This is a genomic window from Pseudogemmobacter bohemicus, from assembly GCF_003290025.1.
Taxonomy (GTDB): Bacteria; Pseudomonadota; Alphaproteobacteria; order Rhodobacterales; family Rhodobacteraceae; genus Pseudogemmobacter; species Pseudogemmobacter bohemicus.
Map to the genome: position 1 here is coordinate 584,035 of NZ_QNHG01000003.1, position 22,480 is coordinate 606,514.

Annotated in this window: 19 protein-coding genes and 1 pseudogene; 4 read left to right on the plus strand and 16 right to left on the minus strand. The window is 61.8% G+C overall.

Annotated elements, in window-relative coordinates; all coding sequences use genetic code 11:
• The first annotated feature begins 165 nt into the window (after positions 1-165).
• Positions 166-810 (plus strand): annotated as a pseudogene (locus DRF71_RS17705) (SOS response-associated peptidase).
• 1,368 nt (positions 811-2,178) lie between these two features.
• Here the strand turns inward: DRF71_RS17705 and DRF71_RS17715 are convergent.
• The 10 genes from DRF71_RS17715 to DRF71_RS17765 all read right to left on the minus strand — a co-directional run bounded on the left by DRF71_RS17715 (position 2,179) and on the right by DRF71_RS17765 (position 14,250).
• Positions 2,179-2,493 (minus strand): hypothetical protein, encoded by a 315-nt coding sequence (locus DRF71_RS17715; RefSeq protein ID WP_112311855.1) that lies wholly within the window; start codon positions 2,491-2,493, stop codon positions 2,179-2,181.
• Positions 2,494-2,883: 390 nt separating this feature from the next.
• A complete protein-coding gene (locus DRF71_RS17725) occupies positions 2,884-4,515 on the minus strand; it encodes a GMC family oxidoreductase (RefSeq protein ID WP_112311857.1) in 1,632 nt (543 codons plus the stop codon).
• On the minus strand, positions 4,512-6,041 hold the full coding sequence (locus tag DRF71_RS17730; protein WP_112311858.1) for an FGGY-family carbohydrate kinase: 1,530 nt from the start codon (positions 6,039-6,041) through the stop codon (positions 4,512-4,514). Before DRF71_RS17730 ends, DRF71_RS17725 begins: the two co-directional genes overlap by 4 nt.
• Entirely contained in the window at positions 6,034-6,876 is an 843-nt protein-coding gene (locus DRF71_RS17735; protein ID WP_112312142.1) for a class I fructose-bisphosphate aldolase, read from the minus strand. The genes DRF71_RS17730 and DRF71_RS17735 overlap by 8 nt, the downstream gene beginning before the upstream one ends.
• Positions 6,866-8,590, minus strand: coding sequence for a glycerol-3-phosphate dehydrogenase/oxidase (locus DRF71_RS17740; protein WP_112311859.1), 1,725 nt, complete (start codon positions 8,588-8,590; stop codon positions 6,866-6,868). The genes DRF71_RS17735 and DRF71_RS17740 overlap by 11 nt, the downstream gene beginning before the upstream one ends.
• A 59-nt stretch (positions 8,591-8,649) precedes the next feature.
• Positions 8,650-9,645 (minus strand): aldo/keto reductase, encoded by a 996-nt coding sequence (locus DRF71_RS17745; protein WP_112311860.1) that lies wholly within the window; start codon positions 9,643-9,645, stop codon positions 8,650-8,652.
• Complete coding sequence (locus DRF71_RS17750) at positions 9,635-10,615, minus strand: sugar-binding transcriptional regulator (RefSeq protein WP_112311861.1); 981 nt, start codon at positions 10,613-10,615, stop codon at positions 9,635-9,637. The genes DRF71_RS17745 and DRF71_RS17750 overlap by 11 nt, the downstream gene beginning before the upstream one ends.
• A gap of 11 nt (positions 10,616-10,626) precedes the next feature.
• A complete protein-coding gene (locus DRF71_RS17755; protein ID WP_232831565.1) occupies positions 10,627-11,622 on the minus strand; it encodes an ABC transporter permease in 996 nt (331 codons plus the stop codon).
• Between the two features lie 13 nt (positions 11,623-11,635).
• Entirely contained in the window at positions 11,636-13,159 is a 1,524-nt protein-coding gene (locus tag DRF71_RS17760; protein WP_112311862.1) for a sugar ABC transporter ATP-binding protein, read from the minus strand.
• 71 nt (positions 13,160-13,230) lie between these two features.
• Complete coding sequence (locus DRF71_RS17765) at positions 13,231-14,250, minus strand: substrate-binding domain-containing protein (protein ID WP_112312144.1); 1,020 nt, start codon at positions 14,248-14,250, stop codon at positions 13,231-13,233.
• A gap of 663 nt (positions 14,251-14,913) precedes the next feature.
• Between DRF71_RS17765 and DRF71_RS28720 the strand changes: the two genes are divergently transcribed.
• Positions 14,914-15,321 carry a hypothetical protein gene (locus tag DRF71_RS28720; RefSeq protein ID WP_157971146.1) on the plus strand — a complete coding sequence of 136 codons (408 nt, stop codon included), beginning with the start codon at positions 14,914-14,916 and terminating at the stop codon, positions 15,319-15,321.
• A gap of 101 nt (positions 15,322-15,422) precedes the next feature.
• Here DRF71_RS28720 and DRF71_RS17770 read toward each other — a convergent pair whose 3' ends face one another.
• The 3 genes from DRF71_RS17770 to DRF71_RS17780 form a co-directional block, all read right to left on the minus strand.
• Complete coding sequence (locus DRF71_RS17770) at positions 15,423-15,614, minus strand: hypothetical protein (protein WP_112311863.1); 192 nt, start codon at positions 15,612-15,614, stop codon at positions 15,423-15,425.
• A 220-nt stretch (positions 15,615-15,834) separates the two neighbouring features.
• Positions 15,835-15,969, minus strand: a complete 135-nt coding sequence (locus tag DRF71_RS17775) for an entericidin A/B family lipoprotein (RefSeq protein WP_112311864.1) — start codon at positions 15,967-15,969, stop codon at positions 15,835-15,837.
• Positions 15,970-16,645: 676 nt separating this feature from the next.
• Positions 16,646-16,852 carry a cold-shock protein gene (locus DRF71_RS17780; protein ID WP_092898656.1) on the minus strand — a complete coding sequence of 69 codons (207 nt, stop codon included), beginning with the start codon at positions 16,850-16,852 and terminating at the stop codon, positions 16,646-16,648.
• A gap of 195 nt (positions 16,853-17,047) precedes the next feature.
• Here DRF71_RS17780 and DRF71_RS17785 point away from each other — a divergent pair, with 195 nt between their 5' ends.
• Together DRF71_RS17785 and DRF71_RS27540 are read left to right on the plus strand one after the other, a co-directional pair.
• Entirely contained in the window at positions 17,048-17,302 is a 255-nt protein-coding gene (locus DRF71_RS17785; RefSeq protein WP_112312145.1) for a DUF982 domain-containing protein, read from the plus strand.
• Positions 17,303-17,740: 438 nt separating this feature from the next.
• A complete protein-coding gene (locus DRF71_RS27540; RefSeq protein WP_232831566.1) occupies positions 17,741-18,064 on the plus strand; it encodes a hypothetical protein in 324 nt (107 codons plus the stop codon).
• Positions 18,065-18,212: 148 nt separating this feature from the next.
• Here DRF71_RS27540 and DRF71_RS17800 read toward each other — a convergent pair whose 3' ends face one another.
• The 3 genes from DRF71_RS17800 to DRF71_RS17810 all read right to left on the minus strand — a co-directional run bounded on the left by DRF71_RS17800 (position 18,213) and on the right by DRF71_RS17810 (position 22,337).
• Positions 18,213-19,301 carry an alpha-hydroxy acid oxidase gene (locus DRF71_RS17800; RefSeq protein ID WP_112311865.1) on the minus strand — a complete coding sequence of 363 codons (1,089 nt, stop codon included), beginning with the start codon at positions 19,299-19,301 and terminating at the stop codon, positions 18,213-18,215.
• 3 nt (positions 19,302-19,304) lie between these two features.
• Complete coding sequence (locus DRF71_RS17805; RefSeq protein WP_112311866.1) at positions 19,305-19,988, minus strand: Fe2+-dependent dioxygenase; 684 nt, start codon at positions 19,986-19,988, stop codon at positions 19,305-19,307.
• A 150-nt stretch (positions 19,989-20,138) separates the two neighbouring features.
• Positions 20,139-22,337, minus strand: coding sequence for a TonB-dependent receptor (locus DRF71_RS17810; protein ID WP_112311867.1), 2,199 nt, complete (start codon positions 22,335-22,337; stop codon positions 20,139-20,141).
• Positions 22,338-22,480 lie beyond the last annotated feature (143 nt).

Below are 22,480 nucleotides of genomic sequence, written 5' to 3' on the forward strand. Positions count from 1 at the left end.
CCATAAGCGGGGCGTCGTTGTTTCCGGGTAACGACACGGGTAACAACGACGCGGGGTAGCGCTACCCTTGATCCCGCGCTGCCTAGCGGGGGCTTCATTCAGCAGGCTCCCGATTGCCGCAGAGATTCCCCCGCGCTTCTGGCGCGACGGGCCTGACGCGCCATGATGCGCCTGAAACACCGGTGGCGGAGAGACGGCCATGTGCGGGCGGTTTGTCGATCCCAATCTGCGGAGCGAGGGGCTGGATACCAGCCGGTTCAAAATCAACCCGATCCGCGCCGCTTCACTGTCAGGCCGACCGACCCGGTGCTGGTTCTCGCGAGGCAGCCGCTTGCGGCGATCACCGCCCGCTGGTGGCTGATCCCGTCATGGTTTGATGGTGCCGAGGTCAAGGACCGGAACGCCGCCACCTTCAACGCCCGGATCGGGGAAGCGCGGGACAAGCCCGCCTTCCGCGCCGTATGGCGGCGCGGGCGGTGCCTGATCCCGGCAGGCGGGCTATAGGAATGGACCGTCCCAAAGAGCGACAGGCAGCCCAACTTGATCCTGCCGGCGGGAAACAAGGAGACGCCCTTCTTTTCTGGGCTGGCGAGCCGCTGGTTCGCCAGCCTGACGCGCACCGCCAATGGCTGCGTCTCAGATCTGCATGACCGGATGCCGGTGGTCCTCAACGCCGAGGAGCGAGACGCATGGCTGGGCGGGTCCGAGGATCTGGGCCTCGGGGCCGGGGCGCGGCTACGGCACTATCCGGTGCAGTCTTTCGGCATAGCCGACGAGGGCTGGGCCCTGATCGAACCCATCACCCCCTGAGGCGCGGGCTGCGCTATTCTAATTCGGTGCGCTGTGCTTGATCGCCACTTACGGCGACAATACAATCCTCTGGACATTTGAGTTGAAGCCAGCCTTGTATCTTACGGGGGGAATGATGACGAAAAAGCGTATTGTCGCGCTGCTGGGCGGACTGGTTTTCCTCTCCGGCCTAATGACATTTTTTGGCATCCCGGGTGTCATTCCCGCAATATCAGGGCTCTTAAAGCCAAAACTAGAAGATGTCGTCTTCTGCCGCGTCAAAGATCAGGACCGTTGCGGCGACGTACTGTTAAGTAAGGCTCCGAGTGCTGCTGTCGTGACTGCAAACCGGCTCACTCTAGGTGACGACATCACGCTGCCGACCGGGACCGTTATCATAGCGAATGAGATTGATCTAGGGGGGCGCGTCTTGCGGGCCGATAGTCCCTTAGCCATCTTTGCGCGTGAAATCCGAAATGGACAGGTTCGCGTCACTACACCGCCCCCGTCACGTTCTATAGGGCCGAAAGATGGCGGCGACGGCGTGAACGGTGGGGTTGTCTTGTCTGCCTTCGGCACGGTGTCCTCAACAATCCGGTTTGAACTGGGCGGCGGTGACGGTACGCCCGGGAGCCAAGGACCTGCCGGCGCGGACGGCCGCGATGGCAGATGTGGCGCCGGGAGCTATCGAGGGGCACATACAGGTGGTGATGGCGGAAATGGGGGAGCCGGGGGCAACGCAGGCAGCGGAGGCGCAATAGACCTACTTTTTGGCGTGGGGCTCGTTAGCCGCGATCAGCTAGCTACCGCAGCAGGAAGCCCGGGCGCAGGCGGTGCAGGCGGATCGCAAGGTCGAGGTGGCGGTGGCTGTACTGGGCTGGGTGGATCACAAGAGAATGAAAACGATGGAAGGCCAGGTGCGACGGGGGCACAAGGGAGTGCCGGCTCAAGCGGAACAAGCAACGTTATAGGCCCAAACCTAGCAGCGGCCATCCGCCTCTCAGCGGCAATCATCGAGGCGCCTCCCAAGAGTTTTGACGACGCGCGTTTGGTCGTTGGCCGTTTCCTGAGCCATTAGCCTCTCCGCATGAAAAAGCAAATTTGTGCCGTTGGACCTCCAAGGACACATAGTGTCGTCTCCAAATGGACGATAGGGGCGCTCATAGGTGCCGGGCCAATGCCGCGCATGACAGCCTGATTGCCTATGTCCGCCGAGCACAGGCCGACGCCCTCGTCGAGAACCTGCACCGCCGCGAGCTTGGAGAGATCGAGCGCGCCGAGCTTATGGCGAAGTGGGTCGATATCACCCAGAGGAAGTATGATGACGTTTCTGCGCAAGTTGCGCAGAAACTGTCGTCGCGCGGTCGTCCAGAAGGTCGCAAGGCTGGATCAGGCCCTGCACGTCGTACTCATGCGTTTAGGCAACTTCGCATCCATCGGCACGAGAGCAGACGTAAGATCAGAGGCGAACACGAGATAACGGTCACGGAAGCTCTGGGGCGACTTTTCGCCGTGGAAGAGATTGCATCGAACCTGGTAGATGGTCCGCAGCAACTGCTCCCAGCTGGGATGGCCGCCGGCGATCCAAACGGCGGGCTGTTGCTTGACATTCTCCGCCGCGCAGAGTGCCAGCAGCGCAGCGCGGTCGTACTGGCGAAACGCGCCGAAGCCGAGCTTCGCCCTTACGCTGCGCACGTTGAGCACGGGCCAAGCCTGCCGTGAACTGCGCCTCAAGCATCGCCGGACTCCGAATGGTTCATCCGTTGAGCCTTCTCGGCAGCGGGGGCGTGGTCGCCAAACTGGACCCCCGTTGCCTCTTTCAGCACCTCAGTGAGATGAGCGTTGAATGTCCGCCCGGCGCGGATCGCCTGAATTTTTGCCTCGGTGATCAGTGCGCGAGGAAGGCGAAGGGTTGTCACAACAAGCCCGCAGGCTGTTCACCCGTGACCGTGCCCTGGAACACCGCAAGGTCGATCCCTTGGCGCATAATTTCAGCAAGGTCACGCTGCGGGATGCTTTCCAGCGTGGGGTTCTACCTGGGTCTGGGGCCTGGTATCTATGCGGTTCCTGCGACGATACCCCTCTGGATCAAGATCAGCTTACTTCCGCGCTGTGCGCATCTGCGAGGATCATGCCGGCGGCTTTCTCTGCGATCATAACTGTCGGTGAGGCAGTATTGCCCGAGACGATTTTCGGCATGACAGAAGCATCCACGATCCGCAGTCCGGCGAGTCCGTTGAACCGCAGGCGCGGATCTACGACTGCCTCAGGATCTGTCCCCATGCGGCAGGTTCCGACCGGATGGAAGATGGTCGTGGCGATATCTCCGATTGCTGCCATCAGGTCGGCGTCGCTCCCGATCGCGGGGCCGGGGAGGATTTCGGTCGGGGTGAAAGGACGCAGCGCTTCTGCGGTCATGATTCTGCGCGCCTGCCGCACCGATTTCAGCGCCACCCGGCGGTCGCCTTCGGTCGAAAGATAGTTTGGCCGGATTGCCGGCGCCCGGGCCGGATCGGTAAGATGCACGGTCCCGGTGCTTTCGGGACGAAGGTTGCAGACCGATACGGTGATCGCCGGGAAGGGATGCAGCGGATCCCCCAGCCGGTCGGTCGACAATGGCTGCACATGATATTCAAGATCCGGCATGTCGAGCGCCGGGTCCGAGCGGGTGAACATGCCAAACTGACTGGGTGCCATCGACATCGGACCTTTGCGTTGCAGCAGGTATTGCAAACCGATCCGCATCTTGCCCGTCACGCTGTTCGCGAGGGTGTTCAGGGTCTGTGCATTGCTGACGCGGTAAACAGTGCGGATCTGCAGGTGATCCTGCAAATTGGCCCCGACGCCGCGCCGTTCCAGATGCACCGGCAGGCCAAGGGGATGCAGCACATCGGGATCACCAATGCCGGATAATTCCAGCAGTCGCGGCGAATTGATTGCCCCGGCCGAAAGAATGACTTCGCTGCGGGCCTGCGCCTCCCAGCTCTGGCCGCCGCGGGAGAACCGGACCCCGGTGACACGGCGGCCATCAAGGACCAGCCGCTCGACATAGGCATTGCGGATCACCCGCAGGTTTGCGCGCCCAAGGGCAGGGCGCAAGAACCCCCGTGCTGTGTTCCAGCGCAGGCCACCGCTCTGATTGACTTCGAAAAAGCCGGACCCCTCGTTGTTGCCATCGTTGAAATCGGCGCGGGGCTCTATGCCGAACTCCTGTGCACCGGCCTGCACGGCTTTCAGGATCGGCCAGTGCAGGCGCTGTCTGGCAACCCGCCATTCACCACCAGCACCATGCATCTCGCTGGCCCCGGCATAGTGCCCCTCGGATTTCAGAAACAGCGGCAGCACGTCGTCCCATCCCCAGCCGATATTGCCGAGCTGGCGCCAGTGATCGTAATCAGCCGCCTGTCCGCGCATGTAGATCATGCCATTGACCGAGCTGCATCCCCCCAGCACCTTGCCGCGCGGATAGGTCAGCGCCCGGCCATTCAGCCCTGGTTCCGGTTCGGTTTTCATCATCCAGTCGGTGCGGGGATTGCCGATGCAGTAAAGATAGCCCACCGGGATGCGCACCCAATGGTAATTGTCTGAGCCGCCCGCCTCGATCAGCAAGACGCGGGTTCGTGGGTTCACACTCAACCGATTGGCCAGAACGCAGCCCGCCGTCCCTGCGCCAACGATGATGTAATCGTAATCCCCGTCGATCTGCACAGTTGCGGGATTGCTCATGGTGCGTCTCCCGACAGCTGGCCCCGGGCTGGTGGGGTGGCCTGCCAGAAGCCATGCATCCGTTCGCTCAGATCCAGAAAACGGGCGTATCTTTCATTGTAGAATTCCACCTGTTTGGGGTCTGGCAGATAGGTTCGGGCCACCGATGTCATCGCCATACGACCGGCCTCGTAATCGGCAAAGAGCCCGACACCCACAGCCGCGCCAATTGCTGCCCCAAGGGCGCCGGTTTCGCGCGCCGTCGCAACGCTTATCGGCAAATTCAGCCCATCGGCAAACATCTGCGGCCAGACCGGGCTGCGCGATCCCCCACCTGACAGTGTCGCGTTTTCCAGCGGCAGACCCGCTGCGCGCAGCACGCCGATATGGCGACGATGCTCGAACATCACCCCCTCAAAGAGGGCGCGCAGGAGATGGCCTTCACCATGCCAGCCGGCCACACCATAAAAGCCCGCGCGAAATTCTGCGCCCTGGCCCGAACCATAAAGATAGGGGTGGAAGAATGGATCATCCCAGGCGGGGTTCACGGATGCGACCCTGTCATTGCAAAAGCCGAAAGGATCTTCGTGATGGCCGCCGCGCTCGACAAATCCGCGCACATACCATTCGAGATTGGCGGCGGAGGTGGCACTGGATTCGATGTTCACGAAACGCTCCGGGCCAAAGCCGGAGACCATGAATACATCCGGGTGAGTGGCCGGGGCTTCGGAGAAGACCTGATTGATCCCCCAGGTGCCCGCGATGATCGAGGCTGAGCCAGGCGCCACGCTGCCCGATCCCATCGCACTGGCGATCACGTCGAAATAGCCACCGATCACCGGTGTTCCTGCCGCGAGGCCGGTTTGCTCTGCCGCTGTCCCGGTGACATGGCCCGCGATCTCTGCCGGATCCACCAGACGTGGCAACTTCGCGAAGGCGTCCTCCAGCCCGTAAAGTGCCATCAGCCCGCGATCATAGACACAATCGGGCATCCGCAGGAGCCCCGCGCCGGACATGTCGGATATATCGCCCGTCCTCTCGCCGGTCAGGCGGAAATTGATGAAATCCTTGCTCATGCAAAGTGTCGCGGCGCGGGCATAAATCTCCGGTCGGTGCCGCTTTACCCAGGCCAGCAGCATCGGTGTCTGTGCCGGCCAGGGCTTTTGCAGGCACAGGGCATGCAGGGCATCGTCCTGTGGCGCAAATTCGGCCGCCATCGCTGCCGCCCGGGTGTCGAGCGACTGGATGCCCAGCAGTGGCGCCCCGGCGGCATCCGTCAGATAAAGGCCATTCCCATGCCCGGCGCAGCCGATGGCGGCAATCTGGCGCGGGTCTGTCCCGGACTGTTTCAGGCAGTCGCGGATCACCTGCCGGGCATTGGACCACAACTCGTCCAGATCGCGCTCGACAAAACCGGGGGCAGGCTGCGAGGACTGGCCGTCCATCGCGCTCATGGCAATCTGACGCCCTGTCAGATCGAAGAGCACAGCCTTGATGACGGTATTGCCCGCATCAAGGCCAAGAAGATAAACCGGCGCATCAGCCATTGTTGTAAACGTCCCATGCTGCCTGACCATCGGCGCCCTGATGGATGATCGCCATCAGCGCCGAGACCACGGCTTTCGGATTGGCATGCTGATAGATGTTGCGACCGTAGACCATGCCATGCGCGCCCTGAGCGATCAGCCGGGCGGATTTTTCCAGAACGATCCTCAGATCCTCCTTGCCGCCGCCGCGCACCAGAACCGGCACACGGGCGGTCTCAACAACCTTGTGGAAATCCTCGGGATCGTCGGTCGGATCAGCCTTGATGATATCCGCCCCCATTTCCGAGGCAAGCCGCACCAGCGTGATGATCTTTTCTGCGTCACCGTCGACCTGATAGCCACCGCGCACCGAATTGGGCAGCATGACCAGCGGCTCGATCATCAGCGGCATGCCATAGCGCGAACAGGCGGCGCGGACGCGGCTGATATTTTCCACACATTGCCGGAACAGCTCCGGTTCATCCGGCAGCATGAAAAGGTTCACGACCACGCAGGCCGCATCCATTTCCAGCGCGCCGATGATCGGCTCATCGGCATTTTGCAGCATTGACCACATGACCCGGTGACGGATGGCATTATAGGGATTGCCCATGTCGATGCGCATCACCAGCGCGGGCTTGTCCTTCTCGGGTCTGGATTGCAGCAGATCGGCCTGACCATAAGCCATCTGGATCGCATCGGGCCGGGCACCGATCAGCGTGTCGACCACGCGGGGCATATTCTCCAGCCCGACCAGAAAACCCGGCTCGTTGCAAACGCCGTGGTCCAGAGCCACGTCAAGGCATTTGCCGTTGGTAAACATCCGGTTCATCCGGGCCTTGGGGCTAAGCCGCATGGTGATTTCCTTCTTCATTTCGGTTTTCAAGGGTTTCGGGGGAAACGCCGTGCCAAAGGGCAAGCTCACTGGTCAGCGCGTCAGTTTCGGCCTGGATGCGAGCGGCATCCCAGGACAAAACGCGGGCGATGCTTTCGGCGGCAGCGGTAATGGTCGCGGCATTGAGGCGTCCGGTGATCGCGAGATCACTGCGGCGCAGGATCAGATCGGTCAGATGCTCAACTTGCTCCCGCGCGGCGATCCAGGCGATCTCTGCTCCGGTCAGGGGGCAGCCTGGGGTGAGCGGAAGGTCGTCGCTGCGCGTACCGGCAAAGTGCAGAAACGCGCGGGCCGTGCTGCCATAGATTGTGGCGAGGCGCGAGGCGCGTTCAGCCGGAATGCCAAACTCATCGCGCAACTGCTGTGCCAGCGGGCCTGCACCGGGAAAATCGCGCCCGCCACCGATAGCCAGATTTTGGGTTGAGCAGAGCCTTTGACGGCCAAGCTCGATAAGAGCCGCATCGCAGACCTGTTCGGCGAAGGCGCGGAAGGTGGTCCATTTTCCGCCGACCATGCATATCTGCGGCACCGGCCCGTCAATCCGGTGCTGGAAATGCCCGCGCGATATGCGACCGGTGAAATCCTGATCGCTTGCAGGCAGCGGGCGAATACCACTATAGCTGAACAGGACCTGTTCGGGCGTCACCTCAAGCCCTGGAAAGGTCAGGCGCAGCGATTGCAGAATATAATCCATTTCCTCTGTCTCGCAGCGGGTGCGACCGGCGTGATCGACACGGATATCGGTGGATCCCGCCAGCACACAGCCCAGATAGGGAAAGGTGACGCAGACGCGCCCATCGGTATTCTCGAAAAACACCATATGCCCGTCCAGCGCCTGAAAAAGCGCGGGATTGTCGAGGATGAGATGCGAGCCCTTGGTGCCCGAGACGAGGCGTTTGCTGCTTTCCTGCCCGGAAAGCTGTGAGATGGTTTCGTCAAGCCAGGCACCGGTCGCATTCACCAGCAGATCCGCTGTGACCAGCGCTGTCCGGCCATGCTCGCGGTCGCATAGGTGGAAGGCGCGGTCCTCGGGGCGAAGCTCTGCGTAATTCAGCGCCACAGAGGCCGGGCTTGCCGCCTTTGTGTCGGCGATCAGCTCAATCGCCAGCCGCTCGGGATGCGAAATCCAGGCGTCGTGATAAGTCGCCGTCCAGCGCGCCCGGGGCGAAAGTGCGGGCCAGCGCTGCCGGGTTTCTTGTTGGGAATGAAAGCTGTGAACGGGCAGCAGCCGCCCCTTGCGGGTGATCAGATCGTAAAGCATCAGGCCAATGCGGATGGGAACGATGCCGCGCGGCCTGGGTTGCCGTTTCAGGCCCAGAAAGCTGAAAGCAGCATTGAAAATGCCGTTGAAACGCGAGGCAATCGGCACTGTGGTCGGCAATGGACGCACCAGATGCGGCGCATTGCGTAAAAGATTGTCCCGCTCCCGGAGCGACTCCTTCACCAGGCTGAACTCGCCATTTTCCAGATAGCGCAGGCCGCCATGGATCATCCGCGACGGCGCCGCACTGCAGCCCGAGCAAAAATCATCACGCTCCACCAGCAGAACCCGCAGGCCCTGGAGTGCAAGCTCGCGATAAACGCCGATGCCGTTGATCCCGCCCCCGATGACGATCACATCGAAATGGCTGTCGGCTTTGATGCTGTCGAACTGTTCTGCGCGAAGTGAGGACATGACGTTTCCGTTCACCGGGGACATGCCCCGGCGTTGGTTCGGTGGAAGGGGTGTTTGGCTCAGCCGTCGAGGTCGGTCAGGTGCAGGGCGGCTGCGCGGTTCATCAGGGCAATCTCGTCAGCGGTCAGGCGCAGCCGGCCGGCAGCCGCATTCTCGCGCGCCTGATCGGGATTGCGCGCGCCGCAAAGCGAGAAGGTGATGCCAGGCTGTTGCAGCGTCCAGGCGATCACCACCTGGGCAAGACTGGCCTCATGCGCTGCGGCAACCGGGCCGAGCTCTGCCATGAGAGCCGCTACTTTGCGGCGATTTTCCTGCGAGAAACGCGGATTGTCCTTTCTCTGATCATCGCCGGAGAACACCCGGTCCGGCCCGATCCGCCCCCCCAGAAGCCCGAGCGCCAGCGAAGAATAGCTCAGCACCGAGACCCCTTCCTCGCGGCATTCAGGCAGCAGCGATGCCTCAATATCGCGCCGGACCATGCTGTACTCCTCCTGGACGGCATCCAGCTGACCCGCCGTGACATAGGCCCTGACATCGGCCACCGAAGTATTGCTGGCCCCGATCGAGCGGATCTTGCCCATCCGCTTCAGATCTTCCAGCGCTGCCATCGTCTCGCCGATGGGGGTCGTCGGATCCTGCCAGTGGGTGATGTAATGGTCGATGTAATCGGTCTGCAGACGGCGCAGGCTTTCGTCGATCTCGTAGAAAACAGCGTCACGTCCCAGATAGCGGTGTACGGGCGTTCCGTCATAGTCAAAGAAATGATTGCCCTTCTGCACATGCCAGACCAGCCCGCATTTGGTGGCCAGCACCACCTTGTCGCGGCGGCCCCGGATCGCCTCGCCGACGATTTCCTCGGCCAGGCCCTGGCCATAGGCCGGGGCGGTGTCGATCAGGCTGACACCCTCATCTATCGAGGCCTGGATGGCGGCGATAGACTGTGCGCGGTCGGTTCCGCCCCACATCCAGCCACCGATGGCCCAGGTGCCCAGACCGATGGCCGAGGCCTGGATTTCTGATCGCCCGATATTTCGTTGCAGCATTTCATGCGACATGTCGCGCACCTTCCAGTCCTGAGATTACCGCTTCCACTGTGCGTTCATCCGTTACCAGCGAATTCAGAAAACCACCGCGCAAAACAGCACGGATCGGGTCTGCCTTATGGAGCCCGGAGGCCACCCCGATCACATTGCGGCATGCGGCCAGCTCGTCGGGTTGCAATGCCACCAGCCGTCCGTTCAGCGGGAAATCGGCCACCCGGCCATTCTGCCCGATCAGAAAAGCCATGAACTCCGCGGCGATCCCCAGATTGACCAGCAACTTGCCATCCGCCTCGGTCAGCGGTGCGAGGTCGTAATAGCTTGATCCGCGCGGCTCGATTGATCCGATGCCGGCCATCACCACATTCGCATGGCGTGCGATTTCAAAGACATCGCGGATCGGAGTCATTTCGCGCAGCATGTCACGCTGTGCGCGGTTCTCGGCCATCAGCGGCGCATGGATCAGCATCGCCCTGCCGCCCAGCCGCTCTGCCATCCGGGTCACCAGGTGGTTGACATCCGTATAGTATTTTCCCTGTACACCGCCAGTCAGCGGCACCACCGTCACATTCATTGGCCGGTCAACCGAGAGGTTGTCGACAACCGCGCTGATCGCCTTGCCGCCGGTGATGGCGATCACATCGCCGTCGCGCAGTGATTCCACCAGCAGATTTGCCGCAGCACTTCCCACCTGCTGCAACTGAGTGTCGGATTTCTCAGACAGGGTAGGGGTGACAATGGCAGAGCGCAGGGTGGTCGCCCCGACCAGCCGGGTCTCAAGCTCAGCCAGCCGCTGAAAGGGGCTGCTGATGGTGATCTGCAGCATCCCCGCCCGCCGTCCCTGGGCAATCAGCCGGTTCACTTTCGAGGTCGAGAGATTCAGCCGGTCCGCGATTTCAGACTGACGCAACCCTTCGATGAAATGCAGGAGAAGGACGATCTGGATCTGACGCGCGAGCGCGAAATCCATTGAAATATCTGCCATATTCCCCCCCTCTACTTGCGCTTTTTGTTCAGGTAGTGATCGACCGTCACCGCAGTCAGCAGGATAGAACCACGGATAATGTCCTGCCAGTAAACCGAGACATCCATCAACGCGAGCGAGCTGGACACAAGCGACAGCAGGACACAGCCGAGGATCGCCCCGAAGATGGTGCCTGATCCGCCCTTCAGGCTGGCTCCGCCGATCACGGCGGCGGCGATCACGTTCAGCTCCATCCCCAGACCGAATGTCGGCTGGGCGGAACCGAACCGCGCCATGTAGATCACCCCGGCCACCCCGGCCAACGCCGAGCACAGCGTCGTGGTCAGGAAGATCACCTTGCCGGTGCGGATGCCGGAATAGGCGGCAGCGCGCTCGTTCGAGCCGGTATAGAAGACGCGGCGGAACAGGGTGGAGCGGCGGAGCAGGAAATCCGCGATGACCACAACGACGAGGAAGATGATGATCACCACCGGGATCGGGCCGACAGATCCCTGACCGATGAATTTGAAGCTTTCCGGCAGAGCAAAAAGGCCAAGCGGCCTCCCGCCTGTCGCCAGCAGGCAGATCCCGCGCGCGATGACCATCACCGCCAGCGACACGATGAAATGATGCAGGCCCACCCGGGTGACGAAAAAGCCCATGATCGCCCCGACCCCGGTGCAGGCCGCAATCGCGATCAATGATGCGAGCCAGGGATCGACCCCGTTCAGAAACAGCCATCCCCCGATCACCATGGCAAGCGCGGTGACAGAGCCCACTGAAAGGTCGATCCCGCCAGAGATCAGGAGGATGGTCATGCCGACCACAACGATGCCCTCAACCGCGAAGGCCATCACCATGGCGCGAATATTCACCCAGGTGAGAAAATAGGGAGAGGCAAAGGTCATCACCACGCAAAGCACGAGAATGATCGCGATCAGCCCCGCTTCGCGCATCCTGAACAGCCGGGCGATACGCCCAGGTGTGGCTTTGCCGTCATTCGCATTATTTGCCAGTGTCTGTTCCAAGCCTGTCTCCTCCTCAAGCGACCTGCCCGCGTTCGTCCCCAACCGAGGCGAGCCGCATGATGTTTTCTTCGGTCATGGCGGTGCCTTCGACCTCGCCGCTGAGCCTGCCCTCGCGGATCACCACCGCCCGGTCGCAAAGCCCGATCAGTTCCGGCATTTCCGACGAGATGACGATGATCCCCACGCCATCATTGGCCAGGTCGCGCAGAATACGGTGGATTTCAGCCTTTGCGCCGACATCCACCCCGCGTGTGGGCTCATCCAGAATGATCACCCGGGGATTGACCGACAGCATTTTGGCGATCGCCACTTTCTGCTGATTGCCCCCCGAAAGCGACGAGACCGGGTCCACCAGCTGACCGCATTTCAGATTGAGCCTTTGCCCCAGATCGGCGGCCTGGCGCATCTCACGTGCGTCGCTGATCAGCCCGGCAGGCCCTGCAACGCGGCGGATATCCAGTGCCGAGACATTCGCGGCGATGGACATATCAAGAAAAACGCCGTCGCCCTTCCTGTCCTCGGACAGATAGACGATCCCGGCGGCGATGCTGTCCTGATAATCGCGCGGGGTAAGCTGCTCACCATTGAGCCGTATCTCGCCGGTGACGACCGGTTGCAGACGGCAGATGCCGCGCGCGATCTCGCTGCGCCCGGCGCCAATCAGCCCGCCGATCCCCAAAATCTCGCCCCGGCGCAAGGTGAGGCTGATATCGTGGAACCGGCGCCCGTCTCCGAGGCCGCTGACCTCCAGCACGGGCGCGCCTGCCAGGGTTCCTGCGGTGGCCTTGGGTGGATAAAGCTGATCCATGACCCGCCCGACCATCGCATTGATCACGTCATCGGGCGTGATTTCGCGCGTCTCGAAAGTGGTGATGTACTGGCCATCGCGAAACACGGTCACCCGGTCGCAATTTCCGAAAATCTCCGCCATCCGGTGCGAGATATAGATGATGGCAATCCCACGGGCCGCGAGACCACGCATGATGCCGAACAGCACCTCGGCCTCGCGACTGGTCAGGGCGGCGGTCGGCTCGTCCAGGATCAGCACTTTGCAATCAAGCGTCAGCGCCTTGGCAATCTCGACCAGCTGCTGTGCCGAGATCGGCAGATCCCCGGCAAGGGTCGCGGGATCAATATCGCTCATCTGGCCCAGCACCTGCCGCGCCCGCGTCTCCAGCGCGCGATAATTCATAAACATGGATTGGCTGGCATTCGTGGCCATCATGAAGATGTTTTCGGCCACCGAGATATCGGGGCAAAGCGCAATCTCCTGATGCACGAGCCCGATCCCCAGCCTTTGTGCCGCGAGGGGCGAGGGGATGCGAACAGGGCACCCCTCCCACAGGATTTCGCCGCTGTCTGGTTGCAGGATGCCATTGATTATGTTCATCAATGTTGATTTTCCGGCCCCGTTCTCGCCGGCGAGCGCGTGAATCTCGCCCCGGCGCAGGGAGAGGTTGACGCCCTGCAGCGCGCGAACCGGACCGAAGGCCCTGGTCACGTTCCTGACCTCAAGAATGGGTTCGTTCTGTGTCATGGGGGATCCGGAAATACAGGGAGATGGGGTGCCCCACCCCCCTGGAGGGGCTGGGGCAGGTCCGTGTCAGATCAGGTGGGATCGCGCCCTTCCATATAGACATTCAGATCAAAGCTGTCGGCATTCTCCTTGGTGATGACCGAAAAGCCATTGTCGAGATAGGGGATCTGCACCGGGTTGAATCCCGAGACCTTGTAGTCGTTGAACGGGTCGAAGACTTCGGAATGCTTGGCCAGGAACACTGCCATGAATCCCATGAACCCCTGCATCCCCTGATTGGGGTTGAGCGCCATGTGGATATTGCCGGCCTTGATATGCTCCAGCGTAGCGGGGGTGATGTCCGCCTGCATGATCAGCACATCTGCCTTCGCCTCCAGCACTGCCGTCACCGCCCCTTCGGCCGAGCCCGCTTCGGGGATCCAGATCGCCTTCAGGTTCGGATTGGCCTGCAGGATCGCCGCTGTGGCCCGATAGGCCGCAGTGGTGTCCTGGTTGGTGGCCTGACGTCCCACCAGCTTCATATTCGGATAGTGCTGCTCAAAATAGCTGATCAGTGCAGTGACACGCAGGTCATGGTTGGACTGGCCCGGGTTTTCCAGCACCGCATATTCTGCGCTGTCCCCCACCTGTTTCACGATCTCTTCGGCGGCGAACTTCGCCTCAGCCAGATTGTCTGAGGTGATATAGGCCGTGCGTTTCGACATCGGGCTGTCGGCGGCAAAGGTGGCGACCTGAATACCGCTGTCGATGGCGCGGTTGATCGGTTCAATGAAAGGATCGGATTGCATCGGGTGCAACAGGATGCCCGCTGGTTGCTTCACCAGATCCTGGTCGAACGACGCGATCTGCTTCGTGATGTCATAATCAGGGGTGCCGGAGAAGACAGTCTCGCAACCGAAGGCTTCCGCCGCCTGTTTGAAGCCCTGATAGACTGGAACCCAATAGGGATGTGATGAGACCATCACATTCATAATATAGGTTTCGCCAGGTTCGCAGCGCAGGGTATCCTGTGCCTGGACAGCGGTTCCCTGCAGAAGGCAAGCCGCAACCGCTGCCGGAGCGATGCGCCCGGCCCAATTCTTCTGTTTCATATTTCCTCCCATCCTGCGGTCTGCCGCAGCCCATTTCCCCTTGCAGGCCGGCTCCTCCCCGTCCTGCAAGAAATTTCAGTATGCGATTTTTGTGGCGCTGCCAGACACTGGCGGAGATTCGTTGCTCCGTCAAAATGAAATGGGACTTATCCCTTATGTTGAAATTTATTTCATTTCGGACGTCGTCTATGATGAACTCCGCGCCCATAGTTCAGACGCTTTAAGACGCTCATTTCGTCCATACGGCCTGATCCTGCATGGCATCACGATCGACAGATTGTCAGTCTGTAAGCGTCTGCGGCATCCCGTGCGAAAGCATGATGGAATACCGCCTTCTGTGCCTGATGCTGCCAAGCGCAGACATGCAGGATGCTCCCGGACAGCCATCTCTGATCTGATATACGCGCACCGATTTCAGTCACGCCAACCGTAACTTCGATTTTCTCCTCACACTGACCATTGGCGAGCGGATCGCCTCCAGGGGTGCGGCCAGACATAGCATGCGGACCCGTATTATTGCGTGCCGCACGAAGGACGGCTCTGCGAATACTGCTGCGGCTGTCAGGCCGCAGTGCCGTCAGACAGCTTCTCGCCCCTTTTGTCGACACACGAGGATCCGTCGGCCGATAGCAGGGTTCGCCGGTCAGCCATGCGCCGGATGTGGTGGGGCTTATCGAGAGTTATGCACGGCGCGCGGAATTGGGTCTGGCACCGGATACATTGGAAATAGCGCTGTCAGAGCGCCTGATCCACGCTGCAGCGTTCCAGTTTGGTCTGGTCATCGAGATCATCATTGGAGCGTTAGAAATAGCTCTGCTGGAGTGTGGGGATCATCTGGAATGGCGGCATTTCAAACTGGCATATGCGGTGCGCAGCTCCTGTGCCGATGCATTCAACCCCTTCGTTGTCGATGATGATCACCGCATCGACACCCGCAGGTCTATCAAACGGGAGGACGAACGACGTTTTCGGCATTGCAGTCCTTGCCCCTGCCGGTGCCGCCCATCGCGGGAGAAAGTTCGACCTCGCTGGCCACAAGGCTCGCACGGCGCAACGGCACGCCGAGGTTGATCACTTTCTGCTCGGATAGGGGGCTGGACCATCGCAGCCTGACCAATGGCAGCGATACCGAAATATCCCGCCTCCCGGTCCATCCAGCACCTGTGCGTGCGCTATGCGGCCTCTGCGTCGTCAGCCTCGTCACGGCGGTAGCCTTCGCCATGCTGCAGCCGGACATATGCCTCCGCGAAGCGTTCCGGGCAGGCGGCGAAGAAACCCAGTTGCGGTGCAGCTTGCAGCAGGTTTTCGCGTTTGTCGGCATCCTTGAGCATGAAGGGCACGGCCAGCGAGACAGCCTTGCCCACGCGCCAGTGGCCCAGAGGGGCACGTCCAGCCACGACGCAAAGGGATCAGGCAGCGGCAGGGCAGCCACGGTCTTGAGCCTGCCCATAATGTACCCGGCGGATGTGGGTGTCATCGCCCGATCCTCCTGCCGGCAACCTGCGCTCTGGCCGGGGTTCGGGCAAGTGGAATGGGAAAGGCCCCGCCGAAGCGAGGCCCATTTCGTCCGGCCGCTTGTCCAGATCAAAGATCCTGCTGGACCTTATCGGCTTCCTTGGTGATCGCATGGCCTGCGCCCTGCATGTCGCGCCCCGCGCCTTTGACCGTCTCGCAGGCAGTCAGGGCGGTCAGGGTAAGAAGGATCACTACGGTCTTCATGGCGGGGCTCCTTGATGGTTGTCATTGAGAAAACGCGCTTTGATCTGGATGGTTCCTTGTGCCGTCTGCGCCTGGCGGAAATCCGTCAGGCGCGCTCAGTTCTTGCAGCCGATCCTCCCGCTTTCGCCCTGCGCCTGGGGGGGATGCGGGCAAGCGCGCCACGCTGTCATCCACCCTGCATGGATACCGCCATGATCACACTCTACACCAGACCCTCCGGCGTCCAGTGCGATACCACAAAGCGCCCTTCGATCAGGCAGGGCTCCAGCACCGGGTAATAGGGCGCCGAGGCCATGGGCTATGTTCAGAGCTTCGGTAACCAGCAGGCCCCGGTCGTGGTCTCCGGTGGTTGGCTCAGATGCTCTGCGAGGTTAAAGCGGGTCTTCTGCGAGAAATGCGTCAGGGTCGCCTCCGGGCGGCGAGGGGCCGCAGTTCCACCCCGTCACAGTACCGTCGGAAAGTTCTGCCAAATGCAGAAGCGCCCGGAAGGATCTCTCCCCCGGGCGCCAATCTGTCTTCCGACCTTCCACCATTTTAATCGCGATGCGATCCGGCCCGAGCGGTAAACGCCTGTGAGAGCGCAGGATCGGTGATCTCGGCTGTTCAGCTTGCCGTTTCAGGATGGGCCGTGGTTCGTCCGTTTCGATCTGCGCATGTTTCGCAGATCAGAAGGTGATCAGGCCAGCTTGATGTTGATAGCCGATTCGCGGCCATCGCGGCCTGCTTCGATATCGAAGGTGACAGCCTGGCCATCATCAAGACCACGGATGCCCGCGCGCTCAAGCGCCGTGACGTGAACGAACACGTCCTTGCGGCCACCTTCGGGCGCGATGAAGCCGAAGCCCTTGGTTGCGTTAAACCATTTCACGGTGCCATTAGCCATCGTGAGATCCTTTTCTGGAAATGCCGCCCACAGAAGGTGACGGCCCGGCACAAGCGATAATCGAAAACTGCGCCGAAAGGATCAGGGTCGAAAAGCGAGGATGCCATACACTGATAGCAGGTATCGCAGGGAATAGCAAATTAGGTAGGCCAACCTTTGCTTGCAAACAGGCGGACCAGTGACCATATGGGGCGCATGATAGAAACAGACTGGGGCAAACCCCTGCATATCGCCGTCACCTCGGAGGGTGACATTCAGAAATTCACGACAATCGAACAGGCGCGTTACTGGCTGCGACGGAAGTGGCCAGTGGATGACCCTGCGCGAGTGATAGCACTCGACCGCATCGAGGCAGCCATGGACTGTCTCGGCAGCATCGGTGCCGCTCGTCGGGCCTTCCTCGCGGCTGTGAGGTCGGCGGGCTTCCGTCAGGAAGGGCTGGTCTCCTGAAGTCGGCCACATGACCCCTGGCATTTGCCCGGGGTTTTGCGTCCCGGGGGATCCGGATTTGGATCAACCCCCGACCAGGCACCGATTTCGGGGTTTTTCCTCCGGAACGGCGGGAGCAATCAAAGCTTCCGAAGGTAAGCCCATGAGACGAAGCCGCGAACAGACCGGCGTTCCTGAGCGAGACCTTGCACCAGCGTATCCCGCCGCTTTGCTCACAGCTGTGAACGCGCAGTTGGGACCCATTCGGCAGGCCGCGAATGATCTTGAGCCGATACCCGGGCCGGCACGCATCTTGAGCATGTCATCCGTCTCAACGCCTGCGACCTCATAGGACCGGTTACCCCTGCGGCGGCAGGATGCCCTCCGGCAAGGGCAGAGATCACCACCGCCGCCAAGACAGCCGAGCCTGGCGCGGCGTTTCTGCGCGCCGATCTGGCTTTGACGCCGGAGCCGAGCGCAGACCACTCCACCTGTATCCAAGGCTGGCTTACCGCGTTGATGGGCGACAAACGGGCGATTTTCACCGCAGCCGCAGCCGCAGCCGCAGCCGCAGCCGCCCACGCCCGACGCGCCGCCTATTGCCTGCACGGCCTGCAAAGCCCGAGCGGTTCAGGCCAACTCCCTACGGGAAGGGTCTGCCGCGTCAGCGGCACATCCCCCGAGGGAGGGCAAGGCGCATGGAAACCCACAGCATCACATGGCGCGGTATCGCGCTGCACATCAACGTTACGCCTGAGGCATTCGGTCTGGTTGACCACATAGAACTGCGCAGTAAGGGCAAGGCCGAGCTATTCCTCCGGGGATCCCTTTGGTCTTCAAAACACCAGCGGGCGGGGCTTTTGCGGCGTGGTCTCACAGTCAACCGGCATCAGGGGGCCTGTCACCGCGAGCATGAATGGAGGAACCCCGATCACTCTTTCCATATGATCGTATCGTCGATTGCCGCAAGGTTTTTGCAGCCGGTCAGGGCCATCGCGACCTCCAGCTCGGCGCGCAGGATGGTCAGCATATGCGCGACGCCCCGTGCGCCGCCGGTGGCCAGCGCATGGAGTTGCGGGCGACCGAGCATCACCGCATCCGCGCCAAGCGCAAGGGCTTTCAGAACATCGCTGCCCCGGCGGATGCCGCCGTCACAAAGGATCGGCAACCGGCCTGCAAGCGCCTCCGCGATGCGCGGCAGCAGGTCTGCGCTGGCGGGCATCGTGTCAAGCGCGCGGCCGCCATGGTTCGAGACGACAAGGCCGTCCACCCCGTGCTCCAGCGCAAGAAGCGCGTCGCCAGGGGTGGAAATGCCCTTCACGATCAGCGGCAGCCTCGTGCGGGCGCGCAGCCAGGCGATGTCTTCCCAGCGGGGCTGGCTGTCGAGAAGGCCAAGAAACGCAGGGCTGCGGCCCGGCTCTGCCCGGATCTCTGGCCCGGCCATGCCGGCGGTGTTGATGGCGGAGACGTCCTCGGGCAGGCGAAAGCCGATCCGCGCCTCGGTATTGCGCAGCTTTACCGGCGCATCGACGGTGACCATGATGGCGCGGAAGCCTGCGGCCTCGGCACGATCAGCCAGGGCCGCACTGTCTTCGCGCCGCGCCTGCATATAGAGCTGGAACCACAGCGCCCCTTGCGCGCCCCCGGCCACCTCTTCGATCCGCGTCGAGGCGAGCGTCGAGACCGTCATCACCGTGCCGGTCGCCGCCGCGCCAAGCGCGGTCTCGGCCTCGCCGCGCGGATGGGCGAGATGGTGATAGGCGACGGGGGCGAGGATCAGCGGATGCGCCAGCGCCTGACCGAACAAACTCAGCCCGGTCGAGGCGCCACGCATATCCGCCAGGACCCTGCCTTGCAGACGGATGCGGGACCAGGCGGCAAGGTTATCCGCATGGGTGATGCCATCTGCCGCGCCGCCATCCAGCCAGGCCGAGACCATTTGCGGCAGGCGATCCCGCGCCACCCGTTCGTAATCGCACAGCGCCACCACATCGGAGGGGATCTCATAAGCCTCTGACAACGCTCAGATCTCCGCCCAGTGGCGGATCATATTGTGGTAATGCGCCGTCAGCCCCGTCACTGCCGGATCATCATCGGGCAGGAGCGTGCGGATACGCATGATCGACTGGTCGAGATCATAGAGCATATGGCGCTGCCAGTCGTCGCGAACCATTGACTGCGCCCAGAAGAACGACGCCCAGCGGGAGCCGCGCGTCACCGGTGTCACCGAATGCAGCGAGGTGGCGGGATAGACCACAGCATGGCCCGCCGGCAGCTTCACCTTATGCTCACCATAGGTGTCGTGAACGACCAGCTCGCCGCCGTCATACTCCTCGGGGGGGGTCAGGAAGATCGTGGTCGAAACATCGGTGCGGATGCGCTGGCCGGTGCCGGGGATCACCCGGATCGAGCCATCGACATGGGCGCCGAAGGTCATCCCCTCATCATAGCGGTTGAACATTGGCGGCAGCAGATGCAGCGGCAGTGCGGCCGAGGAATAGATCGGGTTGCGGCCAAGCGCCCGCGCGACGATCTGCGCCAGCTCGCGGCCGACCTGGCTGTCGGGGGGGACCTGGAGGTTTTTTTTCACCTGGGCGGCCTGATCGCCGGCGGTGCTGCGGCCATCGACCCAGTCCGTGCCCTCCAGGACCTGGCGGATATAGGCGACTTCTTCCGGCGTCAGAAGATCTGGAATGGTGACAAGCATTTGCGGCTCCGTCCTGAACCTGGTGAGGATAACCCGGCGACCGGGAAAAGTTAAGAATTTCCGTCGGGAAATATCCGGATGCGGCATGAAAAAAGGGCGGCATTTCGCCGCCCCTTCGCGTCAGATGGTCCGAGCCTCAGAATCTGAGCCTCAGAACCGGTAGTCGATCTTGGCGGTGACCGACCGGCCCGGCGCGCGGTTGGCGAAAAGCCCGACATGCGAGGCGTCATAGAGGCGCTCGTCAAACAGGTTGTTCACATTGACCTGCAGCAGGGTGTTTTCGGCCACCTCGTAAGAGACCATCGCATCAAAGCGCCATTGCGACGGCAGGATCAGCGTGTTCGCCGCATCCAGCCAGCGCTTATCGGTAAAGGTCGCGCCGCCGCCGACGGTCAGCTTGTCATTGACCGCATAGGTCGACCACAGGCTGAAACTGTTCTTGGCATTGAACTGCATCTCCTTGTTATCAAGGGTGGCGGGACGACCGCCACCCTTGACGACTTCGGCATCGGTATAGGCATAGCCGAACGAGACGCCCCACTGGTCATTGATCTGACCGGCGACGCCGATCTCGATCCCCTGGGCAAGGCTTTCACCTGCAAGGGCCACACCGACGCCCGAGATCGGATCGGTCACACGGGCGTTTTTCTTCTCGGTCCGGAAGATCGAGGCAGAGAACAGCAGACGGTTTTCGAACAGCTCCCATTTGGTGCCGAGCTCGAAGCTCTTGCTCTTTTCCGGCTCCAGATTGACGTTCGCGGCAGTCAGCGTGCAGGCGCCGGCGCCGTCAGCGCCACCCGCCATGCCCGCACATTCGCCCGAGGGGTTCGACGAGGTGCCGATGGCGAAATAGACGGTGCCGTTCTCGGCAGGCTTATAGACCAGTGCCGCCGAGTAGTTCAGCATGTTGTCTTTGCGTGTCCGGCTGGCATCTGCGACTTCATATTTGTCGTAGCGCAGCCCCAGATCCAGCGACCATTGCGGGTCGAACTGGATGGTATCAAAGACATAAAGCGCTTTGGTCGTAGTTTCGATAGGTGCGCCCCAGCCCGTCCAGACGATGGAACCGGTCACCGGACCATAGGGATTCGGATTGATGATCGGGGTCGTCGTCACCGAAGGTGCACCGGTTGAGGTCGCCGAAGCGATCTTTTCTTTCGAATATTCGAAGCCGATTGCGAAATCATGCTTCAGCGAACCGGTCTCGAACGAGCCGTTCAGCCCGGTCTGGAAGGCCGCCGCACGGTTCTTCTTGCCACCCGACCGCAGATCGCGCACCACATTGCCGGCCGCGTTCACGGTCGGACGGGTCACCGCGTAATACTGTTCCGAACCGATCCATGCCAGCGTCGTGTTCCAGCTGAGACTGTCGCTGAATTCATGTTCGAATTTCAGCGAGGCAGCCTGGTTCTTCACATCGCGGAAATCGCGATAGGCCGAGCCGAAGAACGCGCTGGCATCCATCACCTCGATCGGGCGGCCCGGATTGGTGGTTGTCAGGGGGCTGCCGCGCCATGCGGCGGTATCCATCGGCACGCCCAGATCCGGGATGCCGCTCGTCTCGTCATGCGAAAGGCTCAGCGAGAGTTTGCTGGCGCCGAAGCCTTTGGTGAACGAGAGCGCGATACCCTTGCGGTCATCCTCGATCACGTCGCGGCCCGGAACGCCGGAATCCTGCGCCATCAGGTTGAGACGCAGCGCCATATCCTGGCCAAGATCGAAATTGCCGTCATAGGTCAGGCGCTTGTGCTTGCCATTGCCGATGGTGGCCGAGACATGGTTGAAGCTCTCGCCCAGATGCGCCTGCTTGGTCACGAGATTGACCGAACCACCGGTCGCACCACGGCCGGAATAGGCGCCGCCGGGGCCTTTGACGACCTCGACCGATTCCACATTGAAGGATTCGCTTGAGGTGCGGCCCAGATTGCGCACGCCGTCGATCATCATATCGGTCGCAGCCTGGTAGCCCCGGATGAAGAAGCGGTCGCCCATCGGCGTGCCGCCTTCGCCCGAACCGAGCGTGACGCCCGGCGTGGTGCGCAGCACTTCGAGCACCGAGGTCGCATTGCGCTCTTCCATCTGCCGCTGGGTGACGACGGTGATGGTCTTGGGCGTGTCGACCAGCGGGCCGGTGAACTTGTCAGAAGAGGCTTCGGTCACCGTATAGCTGTTGGCCGCCTCGCCCTGCTCGCCACCGGCATGGAGAACAACCGTGCCGAGGTTTTCGCCTTCAGCCGTGGTCTGCGCATTGGCCTCACCGGCAACGGCTGCGGAAATGGCAAGCACCGGCAACAAGCCCAGCGTTGGCATCATATGCGACTGGTTGGTCGCGGTTTTTTTCAGTGTCATTAAATGGAGGTTCCCAAATTAGGCGCTGCGCCTGCGGGACTGCCGGCACAGGGAGGTTGACACAGCTGGCTCGGGATCTGGCTTGCTGGGGGCTGAGCGGCTGGCGCGACAAGGCGCGACAACTATGAGCTGTTTTCCGGTTT

Coding starts and splice junctions, on each gene's coding strand:
- DRF71_RS17775 (WP_112311864.1), bottom strand. CDS start 15,969: ATGAAGACCGTAGTGATCCTTCTTACCCTGACCGCCCTGACTGCCTGC.
- DRF71_RS17740 (WP_112311859.1), bottom strand. CDS start 8,590: ATGTCCTCACTTCGCGCAGAACAGTTCGACAGCATCAAAGCCGACAGC.
- DRF71_RS17760 (WP_112311862.1), bottom strand. CDS start 13,159: ATGACACAGAACGAACCCATTCTTGAGGTCAGGAACGTGACCAGGGCC.
- DRF71_RS17725 (WP_112311857.1), bottom strand. CDS start 4,515: ATGAGCAATCCCGCAACTGTGCAGATCGACGGGGATTACGATTACATC.
- DRF71_RS17745 (WP_112311860.1), bottom strand. CDS start 9,645: ATGTCGCATGAAATGCTGCAACGAAATATCGGGCGATCAGAAATCCAG.
- DRF71_RS17730 (WP_112311858.1), bottom strand. CDS start 6,041: ATGGCTGATGCGCCGGTTTATCTTCTTGGCCTTGATGCGGGCAATACC.
- DRF71_RS17765 (WP_112312144.1), bottom strand. CDS start 14,250: ATGAAACAGAAGAATTGGGCCGGGCGCATCGCTCCGGCAGCGGTTGCG.
- DRF71_RS17810 (WP_112311867.1), bottom strand. CDS start 22,337: ATGACACTGAAAAAAACCGCGACCAACCAGTCGCATATGATGCCAACG.
- DRF71_RS17735 (WP_112312142.1), bottom strand. CDS start 6,876: ATGCGGCTTAGCCCCAAGGCCCGGATGAACCGGATGTTTACCAACGGC.
- DRF71_RS17780 (WP_092898656.1), bottom strand. CDS start 16,852: ATGGCTAATGGCACCGTGAAATGGTTTAACGCAACCAAGGGCTTCGGC.
- DRF71_RS17750 (WP_112311861.1), bottom strand. CDS start 10,615: ATGGCAGATATTTCAATGGATTTCGCGCTCGCGCGTCAGATCCAGATC.
- DRF71_RS17785 (WP_112312145.1), top strand. CDS start 17,048: ATGATAGAAACAGACTGGGGCAAACCCCTGCATATCGCCGTCACCTCG.
- DRF71_RS17805 (WP_112311866.1), bottom strand. CDS start 19,988: ATGCTTGTCACCATTCCAGATCTTCTGACGCCGGAAGAAGTCGCCTAT.